The 21474-nt window shown below is 49.6% G+C and carries 17 protein-coding genes; 10 read left to right on the forward strand and 7 right to left on the reverse strand.

Annotated elements, in window-relative coordinates; all coding sequences use genetic code 11:
- Positions 1-271: 271 nt before the first annotated feature.
- A complete protein-coding gene (locus QMK20_RS00185; RefSeq protein WP_283654109.1) occupies positions 272-1564 on the forward strand; it encodes an MFS transporter in 1293 nt (430 codons plus the stop codon).
- Between the two features lie 180 nt (positions 1565-1744).
- Here the strand turns inward: QMK20_RS00185 and QMK20_RS00190 are convergent, their stop codons facing one another.
- From QMK20_RS00190 to QMK20_RS00205, 4 genes are all read right to left on the reverse strand, one after another.
- Positions 1745-2326, reverse strand: coding sequence for an LOG family protein (locus QMK20_RS00190; RefSeq protein ID WP_283654110.1), 582 nt, complete (start codon positions 2324-2326; stop codon positions 1745-1747).
- A gap of 12 nt (positions 2327-2338) precedes the next feature.
- Entirely contained in the window at positions 2339-2653 is a 315-nt protein-coding gene (locus QMK20_RS00195; protein WP_014279118.1) for a MazG nucleotide pyrophosphohydrolase domain-containing protein, read from the reverse strand.
- A gap of 455 nt (positions 2654-3108) precedes the next feature.
- The gene (locus QMK20_RS00200) at positions 3109-4848 is read right to left on the reverse strand and encodes an ABC transporter ATP-binding protein (RefSeq protein ID WP_283654111.1); all 1740 of its coding nucleotides are present in this window, start codon (positions 4846-4848) and stop codon (positions 3109-3111) included.
- Positions 4845-6590: an ABC transporter ATP-binding protein gene (locus tag QMK20_RS00205; protein ID WP_283654112.1), complete on the reverse strand. Its 1746-nt coding sequence runs from the start codon at positions 6588-6590 to the stop codon at positions 4845-4847. The genes QMK20_RS00200 and QMK20_RS00205 overlap by 4 nt, the downstream gene beginning before the upstream one ends.
- Positions 6591-6740: 150 nt before the next feature.
- On the opposite strand from QMK20_RS00205, the gene QMK20_RS00210 reads away from it, so the two are divergent.
- The 3 genes from QMK20_RS00210 (at position 6741) to argS (ending at position 9842) form a co-directional block, all read left to right on the forward strand.
- Entirely contained in the window at positions 6741-7631 is an 891-nt protein-coding gene (locus QMK20_RS00210; protein ID WP_283656164.1) for a LysR family transcriptional regulator, read from the forward strand.
- A 94-nt stretch (positions 7632-7725) separates the two neighbouring features.
- Positions 7726-8166 carry a YwiB family protein gene (locus tag QMK20_RS00215; RefSeq protein ID WP_014279122.1) on the forward strand — a complete coding sequence of 147 codons (441 nt, stop codon included), beginning with the start codon at positions 7726-7728 and terminating at the stop codon, positions 8164-8166.
- On the forward strand, positions 8163-9842 hold the full coding sequence (argS, locus tag QMK20_RS00220) for an arginine--tRNA ligase (protein WP_283654113.1): 1680 nt from the start codon (positions 8163-8165) through the stop codon (positions 9840-9842). Before QMK20_RS00215 ends, argS begins: the two co-directional genes overlap by 4 nt.
- Before the next feature lie 84 nt (positions 9843-9926).
- On the opposite strand, the gene QMK20_RS00225 is transcribed toward argS, so the two are convergent.
- Together QMK20_RS00225 and QMK20_RS00230 are read right to left on the reverse strand one after the other, a co-directional pair.
- Complete coding sequence (locus tag QMK20_RS00225) at positions 9927-10787, reverse strand: hypothetical protein (RefSeq protein ID WP_283654114.1); 861 nt, start codon at positions 10785-10787, stop codon at positions 9927-9929.
- A gap of 128 nt (positions 10788-10915) precedes the next feature.
- Positions 10916-11809: a LysR family transcriptional regulator gene (locus tag QMK20_RS00230; protein ID WP_283654115.1), complete on the reverse strand. Its 894-nt coding sequence runs from the start codon at positions 11807-11809 to the stop codon at positions 10916-10918.
- A gap of 201 nt (positions 11810-12010) precedes the next feature.
- On the opposite strand from QMK20_RS00230, the gene QMK20_RS00235 reads away from it, so the two are divergent.
- The 4 genes from QMK20_RS00235 to QMK20_RS00250 are packed head-to-tail and all read left to right on the forward strand — an operon-like array spanning position 12011 to position 17191.
- Positions 12011-13015, forward strand: a complete 1005-nt coding sequence (locus tag QMK20_RS00235) for an ABC transporter ATP-binding protein (RefSeq protein WP_283654116.1) — start codon at positions 12011-12013, stop codon at positions 13013-13015.
- Positions 13016-13036: 21 nt separating this feature from the next.
- Positions 13037-14107, forward strand: a complete 1071-nt coding sequence (locus QMK20_RS00240) for an ABC transporter substrate-binding protein (protein WP_283654117.1) — start codon at positions 13037-13039, stop codon at positions 14105-14107.
- 4 nt (positions 14108-14111) lie between these two features.
- A complete protein-coding gene (locus tag QMK20_RS00245) occupies positions 14112-15782 on the forward strand; it encodes an ABC transporter permease (protein WP_283654118.1) in 1671 nt (556 codons plus the stop codon).
- Positions 15779-17191: an MBL fold metallo-hydrolase gene (locus QMK20_RS00250; RefSeq protein ID WP_283654119.1), complete on the forward strand. Its 1413-nt coding sequence runs from the start codon at positions 15779-15781 to the stop codon at positions 17189-17191. The genes QMK20_RS00245 and QMK20_RS00250 overlap by 4 nt, the downstream gene beginning before the upstream one ends.
- Positions 17192-17214: 23 nt before the next feature.
- On the opposite strand, the gene QMK20_RS00255 is transcribed toward QMK20_RS00250, so the two are convergent.
- Complete coding sequence (locus tag QMK20_RS00255; RefSeq protein ID WP_283654120.1) at positions 17215-18375, reverse strand: S8 family peptidase; 1161 nt, start codon at positions 18373-18375, stop codon at positions 17215-17217.
- A 405-nt stretch (positions 18376-18780) separates the two neighbouring features.
- Here QMK20_RS00255 and rpoE point away from each other — a divergent pair, with 405 nt between their 5' ends.
- The gene (gene rpoE, locus QMK20_RS00260) at positions 18781-19329 is read left to right on the forward strand and encodes a DNA-directed RNA polymerase subunit delta (protein ID WP_044646873.1); all 549 of its coding nucleotides are present in this window, start codon (positions 18781-18783) and stop codon (positions 19327-19329) included.
- A 401-nt stretch (positions 19330-19730) separates the two neighbouring features.
- On the forward strand, positions 19731-21332 hold the full coding sequence (locus QMK20_RS00265) for a CTP synthase (protein ID WP_014279132.1): 1602 nt from the start codon (positions 19731-19733) through the stop codon (positions 21330-21332).
- The last annotated feature ends 142 nt before the right edge of the window (positions 21333-21474 follow it).

The raw sequence follows: 21474 nt of genomic DNA on the forward strand, positions 1-21474 counted from the left end.
TGTATTTTAAGAAGCGTCGCAGTGCTCTTTTTCACCTATTTTTGGGTGGAAAAGAGCACTGTAGGCGCTTTTTTGTTCTGGATAAGGTTGGAAAATGGGCGTGAAAGCATATTGGACACCGAATTTCCTATAAAGATAAAAGAAGGGAATTTAAGGTTATGCGTAGAATATACAAAAAACTAGACATTTTACAGAATTGTAATATCAACAAGGGGAGGTCTGGTTATGGCAATACATAATTCGGTGATGTACCAAAGAGGGGGAAATTTTTTTGATCAGACGCTCTTTTTATTACCTGTGGGGGTCTCAGACGATCTCCAACGTAGCAGATATCATCTACATGTTGAGTGTAGTGGTATTGGTGTTCAGCTCAAGTAATTCTTTAATGACGACCATTTTGATTCCGCTCTTCCGATTGTCTGCCCAAGTGCTTAGCGGGCTCGTTGCACCGATAGTCCTCGGCCGATTTCGACTGACGCGTATTTTGCTATTTTCCCAATTTGGGCAGTTTGTCATCTTTACGCTGTTGCTGCTTTATTTGTGGATCACGCCTGATCAGAGGTCGTTTCTGTTCATTTTCGTGATGGTGTTTGGTATGTCATTTCTGGATGGCTGGACCAACCCGGCACGTAATGCGCTTGTACCCCGATTGGCAACCGGCGAAGGACTGATGCGTGCCAACGGCATGGTGGCGGTCAGTGATCAAGTGGTTAAATGTGCAGGCTGGGCGTTGAGTGGAATTATTGTGGCATGGCTCGGTTCCCTGAATACGCTTGTGATCGCATCCTGTTGTTATTTGGTGGCTGTAACTGTTACTTCATTCATTCGTGATCCGCTGGATCAAAAGGAATTAAGCCCCGAATCTTCAGAGTTTGCCACGAGCGGGTCAGAAACAGCAAAAGCAAAGGAAAAAGGCTCTCACTGGAAGGAGCTTGGGGAAGGCTGGCAGATCATTTGGCATAACCGCCGCATTCGTTCTTTGATGATCGTGGATAGTGTGGACACCATTGGAGGAACCTCCTGGCTTGGCGTATTTATTCTGGCGTATGTTACTCAGGTGCTGCATCAGGATGCAAGCTGGTGGGGCTTTATGAATGCCTCCTTTTTCTCTGGTACGATTCTGGGCGGACTGCTCGTCGTTGGCTTGGTCAAGCGGCTGCAAAGAAACAGCTTTCTGTACATGCTCGGAGCGTTGCTCGTATATGTGCTGATTACGGTGGTGTTTGCGCTCAATACGATCCCAGTCGCTGCGCTTGTTCTTTTTGCTGTATCCGGCTTACCGGTTCAAATGGCAGGAATTATTCGCCGTACCTTGTTGCAAACGAGTGCCCCGGCCGCTCAGCTCCCTAAAGTGATGGCGGGTATTGATGTGCTTACGAATCTCGCTTTCGGCCTATCCTTGTTATTCCTGGGCTGGTATGCAGACCGTTTCGGCATGGTGCAGGTGTATTTACTGGCTGCGGCTATGACAACCATTGCCGTTCTGATCGGTTGGTTCTATCGCCGTGATTTTCAGGAAAGTGAGCAAATTGATCATCCAACCGCTACGGGCGCTGGTATTTAAAATTGGCGTTCTCGTTAGACGTGACATCGTTCATTGGATGACTACATAGTTAAATGCAGGTGTATAACCTGTAATTTCTCTCAATTTCACAGGAACACCACTGGGATGATGTTGACGGTGGTGTTCCCTTCATATCATTTGGGACAGTATGTCTGTTGAGCCATATGTACCCTTCTAATGTCAGGTCCGTTTGCTCGTGATATATGTTTTGACGGCAGGAGGAGTGTAATTGGTAAATTGCCGCAGGATTCCTTGCGGAGTAGTATCCGTAAGTACCATCGCACGATATTTTTCCTGCATAAATTGTTCCTCAGCCATACGATCAAACAAGGAAATAAGAGGATCGTAATAATGGTTAATGTTTAAAAGACCACATGGCTTTTCGTGCAAGCCTAATTGTGCCCATGTAAAAATTTCGAAATATTCTTCCATCGTACCTGGGCCACCTGGTAAAGCAATAAACCCGTCCGCAATCTCTGCCATTTTAGATTTTCGTTCATGCATGGAATCAACAATGATTAGTTCGCTCAGGCTATTATGCGCGATTTCACGGCTTTGCAAAAAGTGAGGGAGCACACCGATGACGTGACCTCCTGCATGAAGTATCGCATCAGCTACTGCACCCATTAAACCAACGCTTGCTCCTCCATAAACCAAGCTTATCTCTTGTTCGGCAAGTGCCTTGCCCAGAGCAATAGCATGCTCTCGATAAATCGTAGACGCTCCATCACTGGAACCGCAGAAAACAGCAATGCTTTTCATATTAGATCCCCCTTATGAATATCTCTTTGCAAGTTTTTGCTGGTGTGTCCGAAATATGTCTTCCAAGGTGATGTCATACTTGTTGGCGATCACGATAAGATTACCCAGTACGTCTCCAAGTTCTTCAGTTAAATGTTTCTTGTTATCCTCGAATGAACCATCGATCTCATCAGGACGGTCTCTGCCGATTTCCAGGGCGCGAATGGCTCTCGCAACCTCTCCCGTTTCTTCTGCCAAGAAACCAATTCGGACGAATATATCTAAATCCGACCAGCTTCTCTCCTGGTAATACTGCTTTACCCATTGTTGAAATTCATTAATATCCATATCCAGCCTCCAAATATAAACCAATGTATAGGTGTCGGCTATACACAAAACCTCAAGGTTTAGATAAAACCGAAACGTTTGTTCGTGTTTTTTATTATATAATATGAAAGGGTATTTTTCAAAGAAAAATATATTTTTGGAGCGACCGTGGAACTTATAAAGAGGTACTTCAAAATAAACTAACGAGGATTAGTTATTAAGGAGCCAAAAAGGAGACAAGCTTATTTGGCTCCTTTTTCGTTGTTTAACCATTGGGCAGAATAGTGGAATTGATCAGGAGAGGAACGGGTCTGTTCATCACAACTAGTCTCATACTTTTTGAAGAGGGAGTCCCCGTTCTATTCGAGCCAGGTTGACAATACGTTGGATAAGGGCAATTTTTGCTCGTGTGTAGCCCTCACGGCGTTCAGCCAACCTCGCGTTTAAGTTCACCTGGACCGCATCCGGTCAGTCTGCTAGGCCGTAGTGAACTGGCTGTTATAGAGCGAGGCATAATGCCCCCCGCTTGCAAGCAGGCCCTCATGGGTTCCGCTTTCGACGACATCACCGTTTTTCATATATAAAATCAGATCCGCTTCGCGGATGGTCGATAGTCTGTGGGCGATCACAAAGCTGGTGCGTCCAGCAATCATTTTCATAAACGCCTTCTGAATACGCGCTTCTGTCAGGGTGTCTATACTGCTGGTCGCTTCATCCAGAATGAGCATAGGTGGATCGACGAGGATTACCCGAGCGATGGTGAGCAACTGCTTTTGACCTTGCGACAGGCTGTCGCCTGAACCGCTGATGACCGTATCGTAGCCATGTGGCAGCCGCTTGATGAAGCTATGTGCATTGGCAGCCGTCGCAGCCGCGATAATTTCTTCTTCGGTCGCTTCCGGCTTTCCGTAAGCGATATTGTCCCGAATCGTACCGCTGAACAGCCATGTATCCTGAAGCACCATGCCAAAATTAGTCCGCAGGCTGTCCCGGCTCATATCGTTGATATTCACCCCGTCGATGGATATCGAACCGCTGTCCACATCATAAAAGCGCATGAGCAGGTTAACGAGCGTTGTTTTACCAGCTCCGGTCTGCCCGACAATCGCAACACGGGTACCCGGCTTAACCTCCAGACTAAAGTTCGTAATGAGCGTACGCTCCGAGGTATAGGAGAATTTGACATGATCAAAAAGAATTGTGCCTTTGCTGCGTTCCAATTGTACGGCGTTCGATTTTTGCGGCTGCTCAGGGGGTGAGTCCAAAATAGCGAATATGCGCTGGGCAGAAGCCGTAGCCGCTTGGAATTGGGTCAGCACACCCGTAATTTCATTAAAAGGCTTGGCAAACAGATTCGTATAGATCAGAAAACTTGATAATCCCCCTACCGAAATCACACCCAAAATGATGGATATACAACCGATCATCGCCGTGACCGAGAAGGTCATGTTGTTCACCAGCCGGGTGGAGGGATTGGACAATGATCCATAAAACTGTGATTTCACCCCGGCTTGATACAATTGGTCATTTCTGGCGGCGAACTCCTCAAACGAACGGTTTTCATAATGAAAGGCTGTAACCACCCGCTGTCCGCCAATCATTTCCTCCACATAACCATTCAGACTCCCTAAAATTTGGGCCTGTTCGCGGAACATGCGTTGGGATCGTGTGGTAATAAACCGTGCCACGCCATACGTAACCGGGGCTGACACCAGCACGACCAGCGTCATGATCGGACTGATATACAGCATGAGCACAATCGAGCCTATAATCGTAATAACCCCGGTAATCAAAGTAGAGAAGCCTTGCAGCAATCCATCTGACACAGCGTCCATATCGTTCACAAAACGGCTGATGCTGTCACCTTGCGGGTGATTGTCGTGGAAGCTTAACGGCAGGATATTAAAATGATCAAATAACTCCCGCCGCATATCATTGACCGTCTGATAAGCAATACGGTTCGTTAAATAGGTGAGCAGCCAGCTAAACAAGCTGCCTACGGTATACACCATGCCTAATCCGGCAAGAATGTGCGCAATTCCTCTAAAATCCACCACTCCCTTATCTACCATATGGTCGATGGCCTGACCGATCATATAGGGACCGATCAGACTGGCAAGCACGCTGAGAATTGCGCTGACAATGACCCAAAATGCTGATTTTTTATATTGACCCACATAGGTTAACAATCTTCTCCAGGTTTCTTTACCGCTCATTGGTCTACCTCCTGCGTTGAGAGCTGGGAATGGTTAATTTCCTGATATACATCTGAGCTGCTCATCAACTGTTCGTGTGTGCCGACACCGACAATCCGCCCTTCATCAAACACAATAATTTTATCAGCATGCTGTACGCTGCTGACCCGTTGCGAGACAAGCAGGACGGTCATGCTGCTGCTATTTTCCCGTAACGATTTACGCAAGGCGGCATCGGTTGCAAAATCGAGTGCACTTGATGAATCATCCAAAATGAGGATTTGCGGATTCCCTGCAATAGCTCTGGCAATGGTTAGACGTTGCTTTTGACCTCCCGACAGATTAAGGCCCCCCCGGGCAATCGGAGCATCGTATTTTTCGGGCAGATTGGAAATGAACTCATCCGCTTGCGCGATGGCTGCGGCTCGGGCGACTTCCTCATCGGTGGCGTGTTCATGACCCCAACGAATATTATCCGCTATGGTGCCGGTAAACAGCAGCGCCTTCTGTGGAACAATCCCGATTTTCTGCCGCAATTGCTCAAGCTTATATTGGCGAACATCGATGCCATCGACCTGAACATGCCCCTTCACCGCATCATAGAACCGGGGAATGAGATTCCCAAATGTAGATTTCCCCGAACCCGTCGCTCCGATGATACCGACCGTTTCACCGGGGAAGATGTCTACGGTAACATCGCTCAGCGCCAATTGTCCCGTTTGGTTGTATCCGAAGGAGACGTGATCAAAAGCGATGGCCGGTACGGTGCCCTGCTCATCTGAACCAGCCCGGCCTGTAGCCGTAGTCACATCGGAGATCGAAGCTTGTGTATCCAGAACCTCCTGAATCCGTGCAGCCGAGGTTGCAGCCTTGGTGAACAGAATAATTAGATTGGTCACCACGATCAGAGCCAGCAAGATCTGCGTGATATAATTAATAAAAGCAATAATCTCCCCTTGAGTAAGAGATCCATATTGAATATGAATGCCGCCGACCCACAGAATCGCAATAATGGCTCCGTTGACCACCAGCAGTGTGGCGGGGCTGAGCAAAGCGGAAATGCGCCCAACACGGATGGCGGTTTGGGTCAGGTCATCCGAGGCTGTATTGAACTTGACCCGTTCGGTTCCTCTTTTGGCAAAGGCTCGTATGACTCTTACCCCTGTAAGATTTTCGCTTAGCACAAGAGCGATGTTGTCCAGCTTTTTCTGATACTGGCGGTACAGGGGCGAAGCCTTCGTGATCACCAGATACAGGATCAAAGCCAGAATTGGCGTAGCCGCTAACAGTACCAAAGCGAGGCGAAAGTCCAGGATCATCGACATGATAATAGCCCCAATGCAAATAAAAGGAGCGCGAATGACCAGACGAATCAGCATCGCCACAGCCGTCTGGAGCTGATTCACATCGTTCGTGATCCGATTGATGAGTGAGGGTGTACCAAACTTATCCAGATCGGCATAAGAGAACGATGAAATGTGCTTAAACATCGTATTGCGCAGCGTCGTTCCGAATCCTTGAGAGGCCCGGGCTGCGTAGAACTGGCACACCATTGAACTGCCAAAGCCCAGCACGGTCATAAGCAACATCAAAAGACCCATCTGCCAAACATAATGGGTATCTCCTTTGCCAACACCATGATTGATCATTAGGGCTACCATGGTGGGCAGCAATAATTCCAAAATCGCCTCAATCAGTTTAAACAGAGGTCCAAGAATACTTTCCTTCTTATAAGGCTTCAAAAAAACAGCAAATTTCAGCAAATAAACCATCACCTAACCTGAATATTGTATAAAGCCCGTTGACCCAATCTGATAACTGAATATGATTATGGCATATCCCAAACCATATGAATAATATTTAATATATATTAGAGGTATAGGTTTTACATATATCAGTACCGGAGGTCCATGATGGAATTGAGACATCTCAAGTATTTTTTGGCGATTGCAGAGGCGGGACAAATCACAGCGGCAGCTAAAAAGCTGCAAATCGCACAACCTCCCCTCAGTCAGCAGCTCATGCAGCTGGAGGAGGAGCTTGGTGTAAAGCTCATGCATCGAGGCTCGCGAAGCATTCATCTGACAGAGGCCGGAATCATTTTGCAGAACAGGGCCAAGCAGATTTTGGAGCTGACGGATGCCACGACGAGGGAAATAAACGATTTTGCTATGGGTATGAAGGGAACGCTCACGATTGGAACCGTCTCTTCTTCCGGCGCAGCTCTGATGAAAGACAGGCTTTCCGAATTTCACAAAACCTATGCGGGCGTAAAATTTGAAATTCATGAGGGAAACACGTTCATGATCCTCGATCTGTTGAACAAGGGGATTGTAGAGGTCGGTATCGTCAGAACGCCGTTCAACACCACCGATCTGGGGTGCAGATATGCAGCCTCCGAGCCGATGGTCGCGGTGATGACAGAAGAGCATGACTGGAACCCTGACCAGAAGACGATTCCACTGTCTGACTTGAAAAACAGACCGCTAATCATATACCGCCGCTTTGAGCAATTGATCCACGATGCCTGCATGAAGCATGGCTTTGAGCCGAATTTCTTTTGCAAAAACGATGATGCCCGCACTACGCTTCACTGGGCTAATGAAGGACTGGGTATCGGTATGATTTCGCGGTCCGCGCTGTCTCTAGGCAGCAATAACCAGTTAATTGTGAAGGAAATTATGTGTGAAGAATTGCATACTCGTGTGGCGGCTGTCTGGCTCAAGGATAAGTACATGTCTTCTCTGGCTTCCCGATTTATCGAAAGCTTTAGCCAAGCACCCGATGGAGTCACTCCACAGTAGCTGTTTTTTTTGTGGATGAAAGCATCTTTTTGTAAAATCTCATTTGAATTGCAAACGGGAACTGGATATAGTAGTACAGTAGGATAGCGATAGAATGGAGTTTGAACACATGCCACACAATGCAAAGGTCCAAATCCGTCTTCATAGTCATCACGACGGAGAAGATGTGGTGCAGGAGCTTCCCGGAGAAGCCATCATGCGTGGGAAGCATCTATATATAAGGTACGATGAGCCCCAAGAGGGACCTGAGGGCGGAACGACACGGAACACGGTCAAAATCGGACCGGATGAGTTGAAGCTGATCCGTCACGGCGAAGTGCAATCAGAGCAGTCGTTTGCTCTGGGACGAAGATTGCCTGGATTTTACCGATCGCCTTATTTAAGCCTGAACATGTCTGCGCATACGCAGAAGCTCGATATTCGAATGGACGGGTTTACCGGACATGTGAGCTGGACTTATGATCTGTACGTATTTGAGGATTTCTCGGGGCATTTTGCCATCAGTTTGCATATACAGGAGGAGCAACAATCATGACAAGCAATCCACTGGAACTCATTAATCTAAAGGTGACCTCAGCTATCGAGGTAGCGGTACTGGCTGCCGGAATCGTGAGCCGCGAAGAGCTGCCGACGATTACGCTGGAGGTGCCGAAGGACAAGTCGCACGGTGATTTGGCTACAAACGCTGCGATGCAGCTCACCCGCATTGCGAAGAAAAACCCGCGTCAAATTGCAGAAGATTTGATCGCAAATATGGACTTGGCTGCCGCTTCAATTGAAAGCGCGGAAATTGCCGGACCGGGCTTTATTAACTTCCGCCTGAACAAGAGCTATCTGTATGATGTCATTAAACAGGTGCAGGAGCAGGGAGCAGATTACGGACGTGTGCAGGAAGGTGCAGGCAAAAAGGTACAAATCGAGTTCGTCAGTGCGAACCCGACAGGTAGCCTGCACTTGGGCCATGCGCGCGGTGCGGCAGTAGGGGATGCCCTCTGCAATGTGCTTGATTTTGCTGGATACAAAGTAACTCGTGAATACTACATTAATGATGCGGGTAACCAGATTTACAACATGAGCCGCTCAATTGAGGCGCGTTATTTGCAAGAGCTGGGACAGCCTGCGGAGATGCCGGAGGACGGGTATCACGGTGAGGACATCATCGGCTTTGCCAAGGAACTGGTGGCCGAGAAGGGCGATTCCCTGCTGTCTTTGACACCAGGCGACCGCGCAGCTTATTTCCGTGACTATGGTCTGGAAAAGGAACTGAACAAGATCAAGCGCGATCTGGAACTGTTCCGTGTACCTTTTGACTCCTGGTTCAGCGAAACATCGCTGTATGAGAACGGTGAAGTGCTTAAAGCGCTGAACGAGCTGCGTGACCGTGAGGAGATTTACGAGAAGGACGGAGCCACATGGCTGAACACAACCAAGTACGGCGACGATAAAGACCGTGTCTTAATCAAAAATGACGGTACATACACGTACCTGACCCCGGATATCGCTTACCATCGCGACAAATATGCCCGTGGGTATGACACAATCATCAACATTTGGGGAGCGGATCACCACGGCTACATTCCACGGATGAAAGCAGCTATGGAAGCACTGGGCAACGACCCGGATAAGCTCAAAGTGCTGATTGCCCAAATGGTCAGCCTGTTCCAAAACGGGGAAAAGGTAAAAATGTCCAAGCGTACCGGCAAGGCCGTGACGATGGAAGACCTGATGGAAGAAGTGGGCGTAGACGCGATCCGTTACTTCTTCACGATGCGCAGCATGGATTCACATTTGGATTTTGACATGGATTTGGCGATTTCCACTTCCAATGAAAATCCGGTATTCTACGTGCAATATGCCCACGCGCGGGCGTGCAGCGTATACCGTCAAGCCGAGGAGCAAGGAATTGCCGTACTGCCGTTGGCAGAGGTTGATCTGTCCAAACTGACGGCTGAGCATGAGTACGACCTGTTGCGCAAAATCGGCGAGCTGCCGGAGGAAGTATCGGTAGCGGCTGCGAGCTTTGCGCCACACCGTATGATTCGCTACGTCTACGAGCTGGCATCGTTGTTCCACAGCTACTATAAAGCAGAGCGCGTTATCACTGAGGATGCCGCTCAAACGCAGGCCCGCTTGGCGCTGTTTGGCGCGGTCCGCACCACCATTGCCAATGTGCTGAAGCTGGTAGGCGTGTCTGCACCGGAACGCATGTAAGCAAACCACTTTAACGATAAAAGGAACCGTCCGTACCATCCCCAGCAGGGTGGCACGTTCGGTTCCTTTTTTGGTTCGAGCAGCTTAGTAGCGTTCCAGCACCAAATTCGTTTTCAGGGAATCGGCAGGAACCAGCCATCCTTTGGATTGCAGCAGATTGATCAGCTTGGTACGATTGCTGGCGGCAACGCTGTAGTCCGAGGTTTTGAAGGAGATTTCAATGATGGTATCTGTACCTGATCCGTTCGCACTGCGGATAGGCCAGACTTCAACGTCGGTATCCAATCCTTGAAAGCTTCCTCCATATTTGCTGACCTGTACAGGACCGCGTACTCTGGAGTCTGCCAGGGTTTGTTTGCCCCAATTGCTGGTTTTCCAGTTTTGCAGCTTGCCCGGAAGATTGTCCAATAGTTGCTTTAACGCCTGGTCCGGGTAAGGAAGAGTTAATCCTTTGGAAGCGTTCGTTTTTTTATCATTGGAAAAGCTCAGCGTCTGCTTGCTATAACCCCAATCCACCTCAGCATCGTAGTTATCGTCGGATGCACTGAAGCCTTCTTTATTCGCTTGGTTGAGAGCCGCGTTGATATCTCCGTTCGTGACCGTGTACCGCTTCTTGTAGGTTAATTCATAATTCTTTTTATCTTCTTTTTTGCGAAATCTGACATTCCAGCCCTCGTTGTTCAATTGCAGTTGATCCGTGTCAAAATATTCGACGCTCAATCGTTGCGCAGCTTCGCTAATTTGAAATTCGTTGGCTACGCTGCTTTTCAAAGAGCCGTCCGCATTGAGCACCTGAGCTGTATCCAGCAGCAGCTTTACCTCATAGCTTGGTGTGGCATTGGCGGCAGCCTGTGCAGGCTCGGCACCTTTCCATCCCGTTACAAGCAGCACTGCACTTAAGGTGAATACCGACAAAGCCTTTGTGATACGAAGACCAGTTTTCATTCAATCATCTCCTGTTCGTCCGAATGGGGGGTACACGCTACACTTTACGGGTGTAATGTCAGTCGTATGTCAAGGCAAGCTGGTACTCCGGTTAAAAAATAACATAATTTCTATATGACAGGTAAGATTTATTCTTGGTTCCCTAACAAATATTCAGCAAATTGGCGGATTAGGGCCGAGCGGTGGCGGTCCTTATTGCTAACCATATAAATGTACCGCTCCCCAAGTTGACCCGGAATGGGCCGTATGACCAGCATCCCGCGTTCAACCTCGGACTGCACAGCTATGCGGGAGACGAAAGAGACGTGCTCTCCCAGCATGACCGCCTGTTTGATCGCCTCCAGCGAATCCAGCTCCAAATAGGAGGGGAGGCGGCGTCCGCCATGCTCCAGCCATTTGTCGGTCATTTGGCGTGTGCTAGAATCCTTGCCGTGCAGCACGAAAGAGGAAGAAGCGATTCGCTCAGGTATTAAATCGGTTTCGCTTGCGAGCGGGTGATCAGGTGCGCAGATCAGTACCAGCTCATCCTCGCCCAAGGATTCCGATACCAGCGTGGGCACTTGAAACGGCTCTGTTGAAATAACGCCAAGGTCGATTTCGTGACGGGCAAGCATGTCCTTGATCACCGGAGCAGTTTTCACGGACAAGGCAATATGAATTCCCGGATGTTCACGGGCAAAACGGTGCAGCACCGCAGGAAGCACGTAGGTAGCTGGTACATAGCTTGCGCCGATTCGAATGCTCCCCCGCTGGAGTGTGTCGAACTCGCATACAACCCGCTCCGCCTCGGCGGCGAGCGCATTAATCTTGCCGGCATAGTGGAGCAGCGCGTGCCCGGCATCCGTCAGGATGATTTTGCCCATACGCGTGTCGAACAGCTTCACCCCCAAATCCTGCTCCAGATTTCTCATATGAAAGGTAATGGTCGGTTGTTTCAGGCCGAGAAGCTCGGCTACTGTGGTAATTTTATGGTGCTTGTCCAGCAACTCAACAATATGCAGCTTCAAAAGACTTAAATTCACTTGGAATACCTCGCTTTCAGGTTGATCGGAAACTCATGCCCGCTCCATGCGCGGCGGTATCAATCCCCTCTATATAGATTAAATCTATGAGTATTAACACAATTCATTGAAATAATTAATTTTGTTTTAACTTTCCAATAACACAGGCTGCGAATTCAAGCTTTACACTGGGGTCAGTCATAAGAACAGGCAGGTAATGCGATGAATCAGGATTTGTATATTCACGGGTTGAGTAAAACCTTCGGCCATATGACCGCATTGCACGAGACGAATCTGGTCGTACGGCGGGGACAATTCACGACACTGCTCGGTCCGTCCGGTTGCGGGAAAACAACGCTTCTGCGCATGATCGCAGGGCTGGAGACGCCCGATACCGGCACGATCACGATGGGAGAGGAAGTTCTTTTTTCGGCTGAACGCAAAAAGGATATTCCCGCGCATCTTCGTCATTTCGGCATGGTGTTTCAGGATTTCGCGCTGTGGCCGCATATGACGGTGTTTGAAAACGTGGCCTTCGGCCTGCGTGCGAACAAGCATGGAAAAGGCCCCGGTTCTGGTAGCGTGCGTGGCAAGGAGCTGCGAACAGCAGTATTGGAGGCGCTGGGCAAAGTCAGACTGTCGGGGATGGAGGATCGGTATCCTCATCAGCTGTCTGGTGGCCAGCAGCAGCGGGTCGCTTTTGCCCGCGCGGTCGCCATTCGGCCGAGGCTTGTCTTGTTTGACGAGCCGCTCAGTGCGCTGGACGCGGTGCTTCGCGAAGAGATGCGCATCGAAATGCTGTCGCTGGTGCGCGATCTGGGGCTGACTGCCCTGTACGTCACCCATGATCAGATCGAGGCCATGTCAATGTCCGATGAAGTGGTCGTCATGAGAAGCGGACATATTTTGCAGACCGGTACACCGGAGATGATCTACGGTCGCCCATCTCATCCAGAGGTGGCTAGGTTCATCGGTAAATCGAACTGGCTGGAGCCGGAACGGACGCTATTCCGTCCCGAGCATGTCCGCTGGGAACAGGATCAAGTAGACCAGCATTCTTTTACAGTGGAGATTCGTCATATCAGCTATGTTGGGGACCGTTATGAAATCCGTATACTGGCAGAGAACGGCGAGCTATGGACTGCATATCATTCCACCCGCTTGCCTATCGGGGAACAAAAGCAAATTTGGGTATCACCGCAACACATCCACCAACTCGATTCATAGGGAAAAGGGGTATAACACAAGATGATGAACAAGCACGTTTTTCGTACAGGTTGGAAAAAGGGCGCGATGCTCGCATTAACATTGACCTTTGGACTGGCTGTCGCAGGCTGTGGAACGGATACACCATCCAAGGATGGAGCGCAAGCCACCGGATCAGCAGGACAAGCCGGAGCGGCATCGACAGATCAGAAGCTGGTTGTCTACAGCGCAGGCCCTGACGGGCTGGCAAAAAAGCTGGTAGCGGGGTATGAGGCGCAAAACGGAGTGAAGGTCGAGCTGTTCCAGGGAACGACAGGTAAAATTTTGGCCCGCATGGAAGCTGAGAAGGCGAATCCGGTAGCAGACGTGGTGGTACTGGCATCTCTTCCGTCCGTGCAAGGCTTGAAAAAAGACGGCCTCACGCTCCCTTACCCGGATGCCAAAAACGCGGACAAGCTGAATCCCGATTGGTCTGACAAGGAAGGCAACTACTTCAGCACCAGTGCTTCCGCATTAGGTATCGCGTACAACACCAAGCTGGTGAAGACACCGCCGACTTCATGGGCCGATCTCGCGAAGCCGGAGTACAAGGACCAAATTAACATTCCTGATCCGTCGCTGTCTGGTTCGGCGCTGGATTTTATGACAGGCTACCTGAGTGCCAATGGCGATGGGGGCTGGACGTTGTTCGAGCAGTACAAGGCTAACGGCGTAGCGATGGCTGGAGCCAATCAGGAAGCGCTGGACCCGGTCATTACCGGAGCCAAAAGCATGGTCGCTGCTGCGGTTGATTACATGACTTACAAGGCCAAAGCCAAAGGCGAGCCGATCGACATTGTTTATCCGAAGGAAGGAACAGTCATCAGCCCGCGCCCTGCGGCGATTCTCAAATCGACGCAGCATGAGCAGAATGCCAAGGCATTCATTGACTATCTGCTGTCGGACGAGGCACAGAAGCTGGTAGCGGACGCTTCCTTGCTTCCGGGCCGCACGGATGTCAAAGCAGATAAGCGCGCCAATCTGGATGAGATTCCGTTGCTGAAAACCAATTGGGAATGGATGGGCGAGCATGGTCCTGACGTGACAGAGAAGTTCACGCAAATGTTCAAGTAAGCGGATGGGGGTCTCATCCGCCAAACAGATCAGAGCGTGGAGTCTAATACTTGCTCTGATCGCGCTTGCTTTACTGATCGTGCTGCCGTTACTACAAATTTTCATCCAAAGTGTGTATGTAGACGGACAATTACAATGGTCTGCGCCTTTCCAGACGTTGGCTGCATCCCGATTTGCGGGTGTGCTGTTCGGCTCGATCTGGCTAGGCATCTGTGTTATTGCCGGAACGACGGTGCTTGCACTTCCGCTCGCGTGGATCATGTCCAACACGCGTCTCGCTAGCTGGCGCTGGTTGGATGTGGTGCTATTGATTCCGTTTATGACCCCGCCCTATATCGGGTCCATGGGTTGGATTTTGTTTATGCAAAAAAACGGGTATTTGGAGCAGTTGTTTCCGAGCCTGCATTTCTTGACCCCGTTCTTTTTCAGCTTTGGCGGCATGGTGATGATCATGAGTCTGCATCTGTTTCCGTTCCTGTACCTGCTGCTGCGTGGTGCGCTGGTCAGGATTGGCGGCAGTCTGGAAGAAGCCGGAGCCGTTATGGGCGGTGGCTTTCTGTACAGGTTCCGCCGGATCATTTTACCGCTGCTGCTGTCGGCTTACGGAATGGGCGCACTGCTTATTTTCGTCAAAACGATTGCCGAGTTTGGAACCCCCGCCACCTTTGGACGACGTATCGGGTATGAAGTCATGACATCGGAAATTCACAAATACATTTCCAGTTGGCCGATTGATTTCGGCAAGGCGACATCAATGGCCTCGGTGCTTTTAACCGCCTGTCTCCTTGTGTGGTATGTGCAATCGGTAATCAACCGTAAGTATACATACAGGCTGGTAGGTGGTAAAGGTTCTCGTCCTTCCCGTCTTCGTGTATCTGTCTGGACTACGGGATTAAGTGTCACATTTATCCTATTGTTGCTAATTGCGTCCATTGGTATCCCTTATTTTTCAATTATCGCCGCTTCCACCATGAAGCTGCGGGGGATCGGCTTGGCTTGGGATAACTTTACGCTCGATTATTACAAGGAACTGCTGTCTTGGGGCTCAGAGAGCATGGAGGCGCTGCTGAACAGCGTATTTCTCTCTTTGGGTGCATCGACGATTGCCGTTGTGCTGGGCACATGGTTTGCGCTCGTTATTGGCGGCTCACGTACGAAGCTCCAGCGGACAGTGGATGCATTCAGCTTGCTTCCGAACACGGTTCCGGGGATTGTTATGGTAGTCGGCCTTATTTTATGGTGGAACTCGCCGTGGATGCCGATTCCGTTGTATAACACGTACGGTATGGTCATTCTGACGTATGTTGTCTTGTTTGTTCCTTATACAGTCCAGTATGTCAAAAGCGCCTTTACGCAGGTAGATACTGCTCTTTTTCAGGCAGGACAGGTGTTTGGCGGTGCCCCGTCTTATGTATTCCGACGGATTGTGCTGCCGCTGATTTTACCGGGGATGCTGGCAGGCTGGATGATGACCTTTACCATTGCTTCGCGCGAACTGGTCGGCTCGCTGCTGATTTTGCCGCCATCCGTCCAGACGTCTGCAACCTACATATTTGCCCAGTTTGAACAGGGGCAGGTGTCGCTTGGTATGGCAATGGCGGTCATATCGGTCGGTTTGACCACGCTGCTGCTGATCTTAATGGAAAGCTTAAACTCGCAAAGAAAGTGGAAATGATGATGACCAAGCTTCGAATTTGGGGCGGAGCGGGCGAACATGGCCGTTCCTGCTATGTTTTTGAAGGAAAGCAGCATCGCATCATGCTGGATTGTGGTGTGAAAAAGGAAGGAACCGGGCAGTATCCGGTTTTTCCGCCGCAGGAGGCGGAGAGGCTGACTGCTGTATTGCTGTCTCATGCACATGAAGATCATTCAATGGCGCTCCCCTTACTGTACAAAAATGGATACCGGGGAGAGGTCTGGACGACAAAGGCCACTGCGGAACAGTTAGGTTCCTATTTTCGCTCCTGGCATACTTATGTAGAATCGAGAGGCGGCAAATTGCCATACGACGAACGAGATATCGAATCTATTGCTTACCGTTATCTGGAGGATGAAGCGCCGTTAGGGGTGTGGCAGGAGGCTTGTCCGGATGTACGGATCATGTGGGGACGCAGTGGGCATTTGGCTGGCGCAGTGTGGTACGTGGTAGAAATGGAAGGGAAGCGGTTATTCTTTTCGGGAGACTACAGCCGCGAATCCGAGCTGCTCGCTGCCGACGTACCGGGCTTGGCCGTTTGGGGAGGTGCGCATGACCTGCCTGAATGGATGCTGGAGTCCGAGTTAGTGGATATCTCCATTATGGATAATGCCTATGGCATGGATATAGACCCGCAACCTGTGAAGCTGGAGCGGCTGCGGGCCGGTATGGAACAGATATTGTCTTCTGGTGGTCATGTGCTGCTTCCGGTACCCGCCTTTGGCCGGGGACAGGATTTGATCGTGTGGGTCAGCGAGCAGTTCCCGGAACAAGCAATGATTGTAGAGCCGGACATATGGCAGGGATTACAGCGTTTGAGCCGTTTGAAAGAATGGCTGCGCCTGGAAGCACCTGTGCGGATAGAACATGTGCTGCACAGTGGCAGGATCTTTGTGCCTCGTGATACTGCGGAGCGAGTACGGCTGCTGGAACAGAATGCTTCGGCTGTGATCGTAACCGGGGATGGCATGATGGATTCGCCACGGGCGCGGTGGTACTATCAGTATTTATCAGATCATCCGCCGAGTGCGGGGGATGGTGAAGCTAGCGGAAAAAGTAATCATAACGGTGTTATTTTGACGGGACATGCTTCAAGCGGTTCTTTTGGTAAACATCTGCTGGATTGTACGAATCAAAAAACGCGTCAGAAAACAGACCAGAATGACTGTTGTATAGTTCGGCATTTGATTTACAAGGTGCATCAGGGGGTATCGGATGTGAGGCAAATGTTGAAGGAGTTGCCTGGTAAACAGGTTGTGCTCGTTCATGCGCCCAAGCCGCAGACCGATCTTGTGCGTGACGAGCTGATAAGAGAAGGCTGGACCGAACAGGAAAGCTCTGTAAAAGCCATTCACTCTTTGGGACCGGGCGCAACGTTAAACGTTTAGAGGTAATTCATTTACTTCATCAGTTATTTCGTTCCCTCCTGCATCAGTCGGAAGGCATCGACTTCTCCAAGTTTCGTGGATATAGAGTTGCGCCCGGTGCTTTTACGAAGGCGCAGCGGCGTAGCGGTACGCTTGAGCAGTGCTTTGATTTCTCCAGGCTCCATTTCCGGTCTTAGTGAAAGGAGCAGGGCAATACTTCCAGTCACGTGGGAAGTAGCCATAGACGTGCCGCTCATTTCGTGATGCTTGCCGTGTATCCATGAGGAAATGATCTTTTCACCCGGTGCGTACACGTCTACAAATTGTCCCCGGTTGCTGAAAGGCGCGATGCGTCTGTATTTATCAGTAGCTCCGACCGAAATGGTCTGGGAATAACGGGCGGGGTAGTCAATACTCCGACGCTTACCCTCGTTTCCTGAGGAAGCTACGATCACGATACCGTTTTGGTACGCCTTGTTTACCATATCAAGCAGCGCTTTACTGCGTGATTTCATGCCGAAGCTCATATTGATGATATCGACACGATTCAATACACACCAGTCGATGCCAAGAATAATATCCGAGACGTAGGCGGCCCCGTTATGGTCAAACGCTTTTACAGGATGAATTAGCGCCTGTGGTGCTACACCAACCATACCCTCGTCATAGTTGGATGCCGCGATGGTACCGGCAATATGAGTGCCGTGACCGTTATCGTCATAGGGCAGCATGGTCCGATTAAGCAGATTGATGCCTCTGGCAAGAGAATGCCGTAGATCAGGATGTTGAAAATCCGCTCCTGTGTCGATCACACCAATCCTGATTCGGTTTCCTGTAGAGGAAGGCCAAGCCTTGTATGCGCGTACCTGTTTGACCCCCCACGGCATGGGCAGGTTTTTCTCCGTCCTCGGCATGTGGGCCGCTCCTCCATGTATCCTCATGCGCGTATCTTCTTCAACGGTAACACCGTTGTGATATTTGCCCAGCCTGTCTCCCCCTGAAAGCGGGGCGATCAGAGCGCGAATCAGACGCGCCGGTTGTACTTGCCGTAATCCCGCAAGCTCTGGTTTCAGCTTCCTGAGATAGGACAGGCATTCCCGGTATTGGTGAGGCTTATCGAACGTAATGATATGTTTGTGCCGTCCACTGCCGGACGGCTCCGAAATGCCCTCGTGCAAACGCTGCAAAAAACCCGGATAGTCCATTTGAGACAGTCCCCCTCCGATGAGCCATGCTGAGGTATTGTATGAGCAAGCGTCAGCAGCGGCATGGGAAACCTGCCCCTTTTTTATTGAAATAGGCCTGCTTGTCGTGTCAAAGTGATCGTGGACACATACGATACATGGAGGGCATAAGCTCTTGTGCAACAACTTTGGGGACTTCTCCCGGAGCGGGTACAGTCGAAAGACGGGGGGGACCCCGTCTTTTTAACGTGCGCCGCCTTGTTCAAGGCATACTACTGCAAATTGTACGGATACCCATGTTTAACTTGCAATTTGCTTCCAAATAGGTTTTACTTAGTTTTGATAATGGATATGTTAGTATTGCATGTATCGTGTATGCTCTGAAACATGTTCTTGTGAATTACGTGTGAGAGGAAGTGTCCCTAGGTGAGTACCCCACTCAACTTGAAGATTGACCCGGAGAAAGTCCACGAGACTCCAATGGTGGATTTGGCATTTATGGTATTGAAAGCGGCCAATACTCCATATTATTACCGTGACCTGATGAATGAAGTCGCCAAATTGCGCGGCATGTCCGACGAAGACATTAATGACGTTATCGCTCAGCTATATACTGAAATCAACATTGACGGGCGTTTCGCCTGTGTCGGTACGAATCTGTGGGGCTTGAAACGTTGGTATCCAGTGGATAAATCCGAAGATACTCTGACAGGCGCCAAACGTCCTCGTATCATTAATGACGAAGATGATGACGACGAAGAGGACTATCATGAGGAAGAAGAAACTTACAGCGCCGATGACGACTTCGATGCAGACAGTGAAGACGAGGATGGCGAAGAAGAGCTGTTCGACGGCGAAGATGATGATAGTGATGAAGACGTGGTTATAGACGATGAAGACCTCAGTGATGAGGAAGACACTGAAGATGAAAATGACGACGAGTCGACGGAAGAAGACGATGATTCGCTTCGTTAAGATCAGGCTGCAAGGGGAGATGTATTCTCCCCTTTTTCATGACCATTTTCTTGAAACTCCTTCTGATTTGAAGCTTTTATGTGGATTCCCTCCAATCTTGTTCAATGGGCAAATTAACACAGATAACTTCCTTGACAGCGGATTGGACACGGGGTAAACTATTGCTTGGGCTTATGATTGATTCACTTATATGTTTGCTTTTTGTATAAAAGTGCCCCGTACTACGGGAGTGCTTTTTTGTTTTTTTATAGGGTGTTTCCACTCATGAAAGAGGGCTAAGGGCGGCGGGCATGGAAAATGATTCCGCTGCCTTCTTCATGGATGATAATCCGTGTAAACGGGTTACGATAACATCATAATGTCGCCTGAATTTTGGACTTTATTTAGGAGGGTTTTAAACAGTGACAAAGTATATTTTTGTGACAGGCGGGGTTGTGTCTTCCTTGGGCAAAGGGATTACGGCAGCTTCACTGGGAAGGCTTCTGAAGAACAGGGGACTGAAGGTAACGATTCAAAAATTTGACCCTTACCTTAATGTCGATCCGGGGACCATGAGCCCTTACCAGCACGGTGAAGTGTTTGTAACGGATGACGGTGCGGAAACGGATCTCGACTTGGGACACTATGAGCGCTTTATTGATATTAATCTGTCCAAGAACAGCAATGTCACGACAGGCAAGGTATACTCCAGCGTAATCAGTAAAGAGCGTCGCGGAGAGTATTTGGGCGGTACGGTGCAAGTCATTCCTCATATTACGAATGAAATCAAGGAGCGCGTATATCGTGCAGGCCGTGAAGCGGGTTCGGACGTAATTATCACAGAAATCGGCGGTACCGTGGGCGATATCGAGAGCTTGCCATTTTTGGAAGCGATCCGTCAGCTCAAAAGTGAGGTTGGACGCGAGAATGTAATGTACATTCACGTAACCCTCATTCCTTATATTAAAGCTGCTGGTGAGGTTAAAACCAAACCAACTCAGCACAGTGTAAAAGAACTGCGCAGCATCGGCATTCAACCGAATGTCATTGTTTGCCGTACAGAGCATGAACTTTCCTCCGATATGAAGGCCAAAATCGCGCTGTTCTGCGATATTGATGCTAACGCAGTAGTAGAATGCCGCGATGCTTCGACTTTGTACGAGGTTCCATTGAATCTGCGTGAAGAAGGCTTGGACGAGATCGTAGTCAATCACCTCAAGCTGACAACACCTGCACCGGATATGACGGAGTGGGAAGGGCTTGTTGAACGGATCAGAAAGCTGGATAAAACGGTTGAAATCGCCATTGTTGGTAAATACGTTGCACTGCATGATGCTTATTTAAGTGTGGTCGAATCCCTTTCGCACGCCGGATTTGACGCCAATGCGGATGTGAAAATCCGTTGGGTGAACGCAGAAGAAGTAACGGACGAGAACGTAGCAGACATGCTGGGCGGCATTGGTGGTATTCTCGTACCGGGCGGCTTCGGCGATCGCGGAATTGAAGGTAAAATCAGCACCATCCGTTATGCTCGCGAACAGAAAATCCCGTTCTTTGGTATTTGCCTTGGTATGCAGGTATCTGTCATTGAGATTGCCCGTTCCCTGGCTGGTCTGGATGGAGCCAACAGCTCGGAGATCAATCCGGCTACGGATTACCCGGTCATCGACTTGCTGCCTGATCAAAAGGACATCGAAGATATGGGCGGCACCATGCGTCTCGGATTGTATCCGTGCAAGCTGACGGAAGGCTCGCTGGCTTCGGCTTGTTACAACGATGAGCTGGTATATGAAAGACACCGTCATCGGTATGAATTCAATAACGAATATCGTGAAGTTATTGAAAAGGCAGGTCTTCGCATTTCCGGTACTTCACCGGACGGACGTTTGGTGGAAATTGTGGAACTGCCTGAGCATCCATGGTTCCTGGCGGTACAATTCCATCCGGAATTCACTTCCCGTCCGAACCGTCCACAGCCGTTGTTCCGTGAATTTGTTAAGGCGGCATTGCAGCTTCAAGGCTAATGCTGTGGCCTGTAAGACCTCCTCAGGGAGGTCTTTTTTTATTCCACGCTTCCTGATTATGAAAGAATATTCCACAATTATGTATAAGAGAAGGATTTTCTTTTTGCAGGAGCGAATATAGTTTAGGGTATGGGACGGATAT

The sequence above is a fragment of the Paenibacillus sp. RC334 genome, from assembly GCF_030034735.1.
Classification (GTDB): domain Bacteria; phylum Bacillota; class Bacilli; order Paenibacillales; family Paenibacillaceae; genus Paenibacillus; species Paenibacillus terrae_A.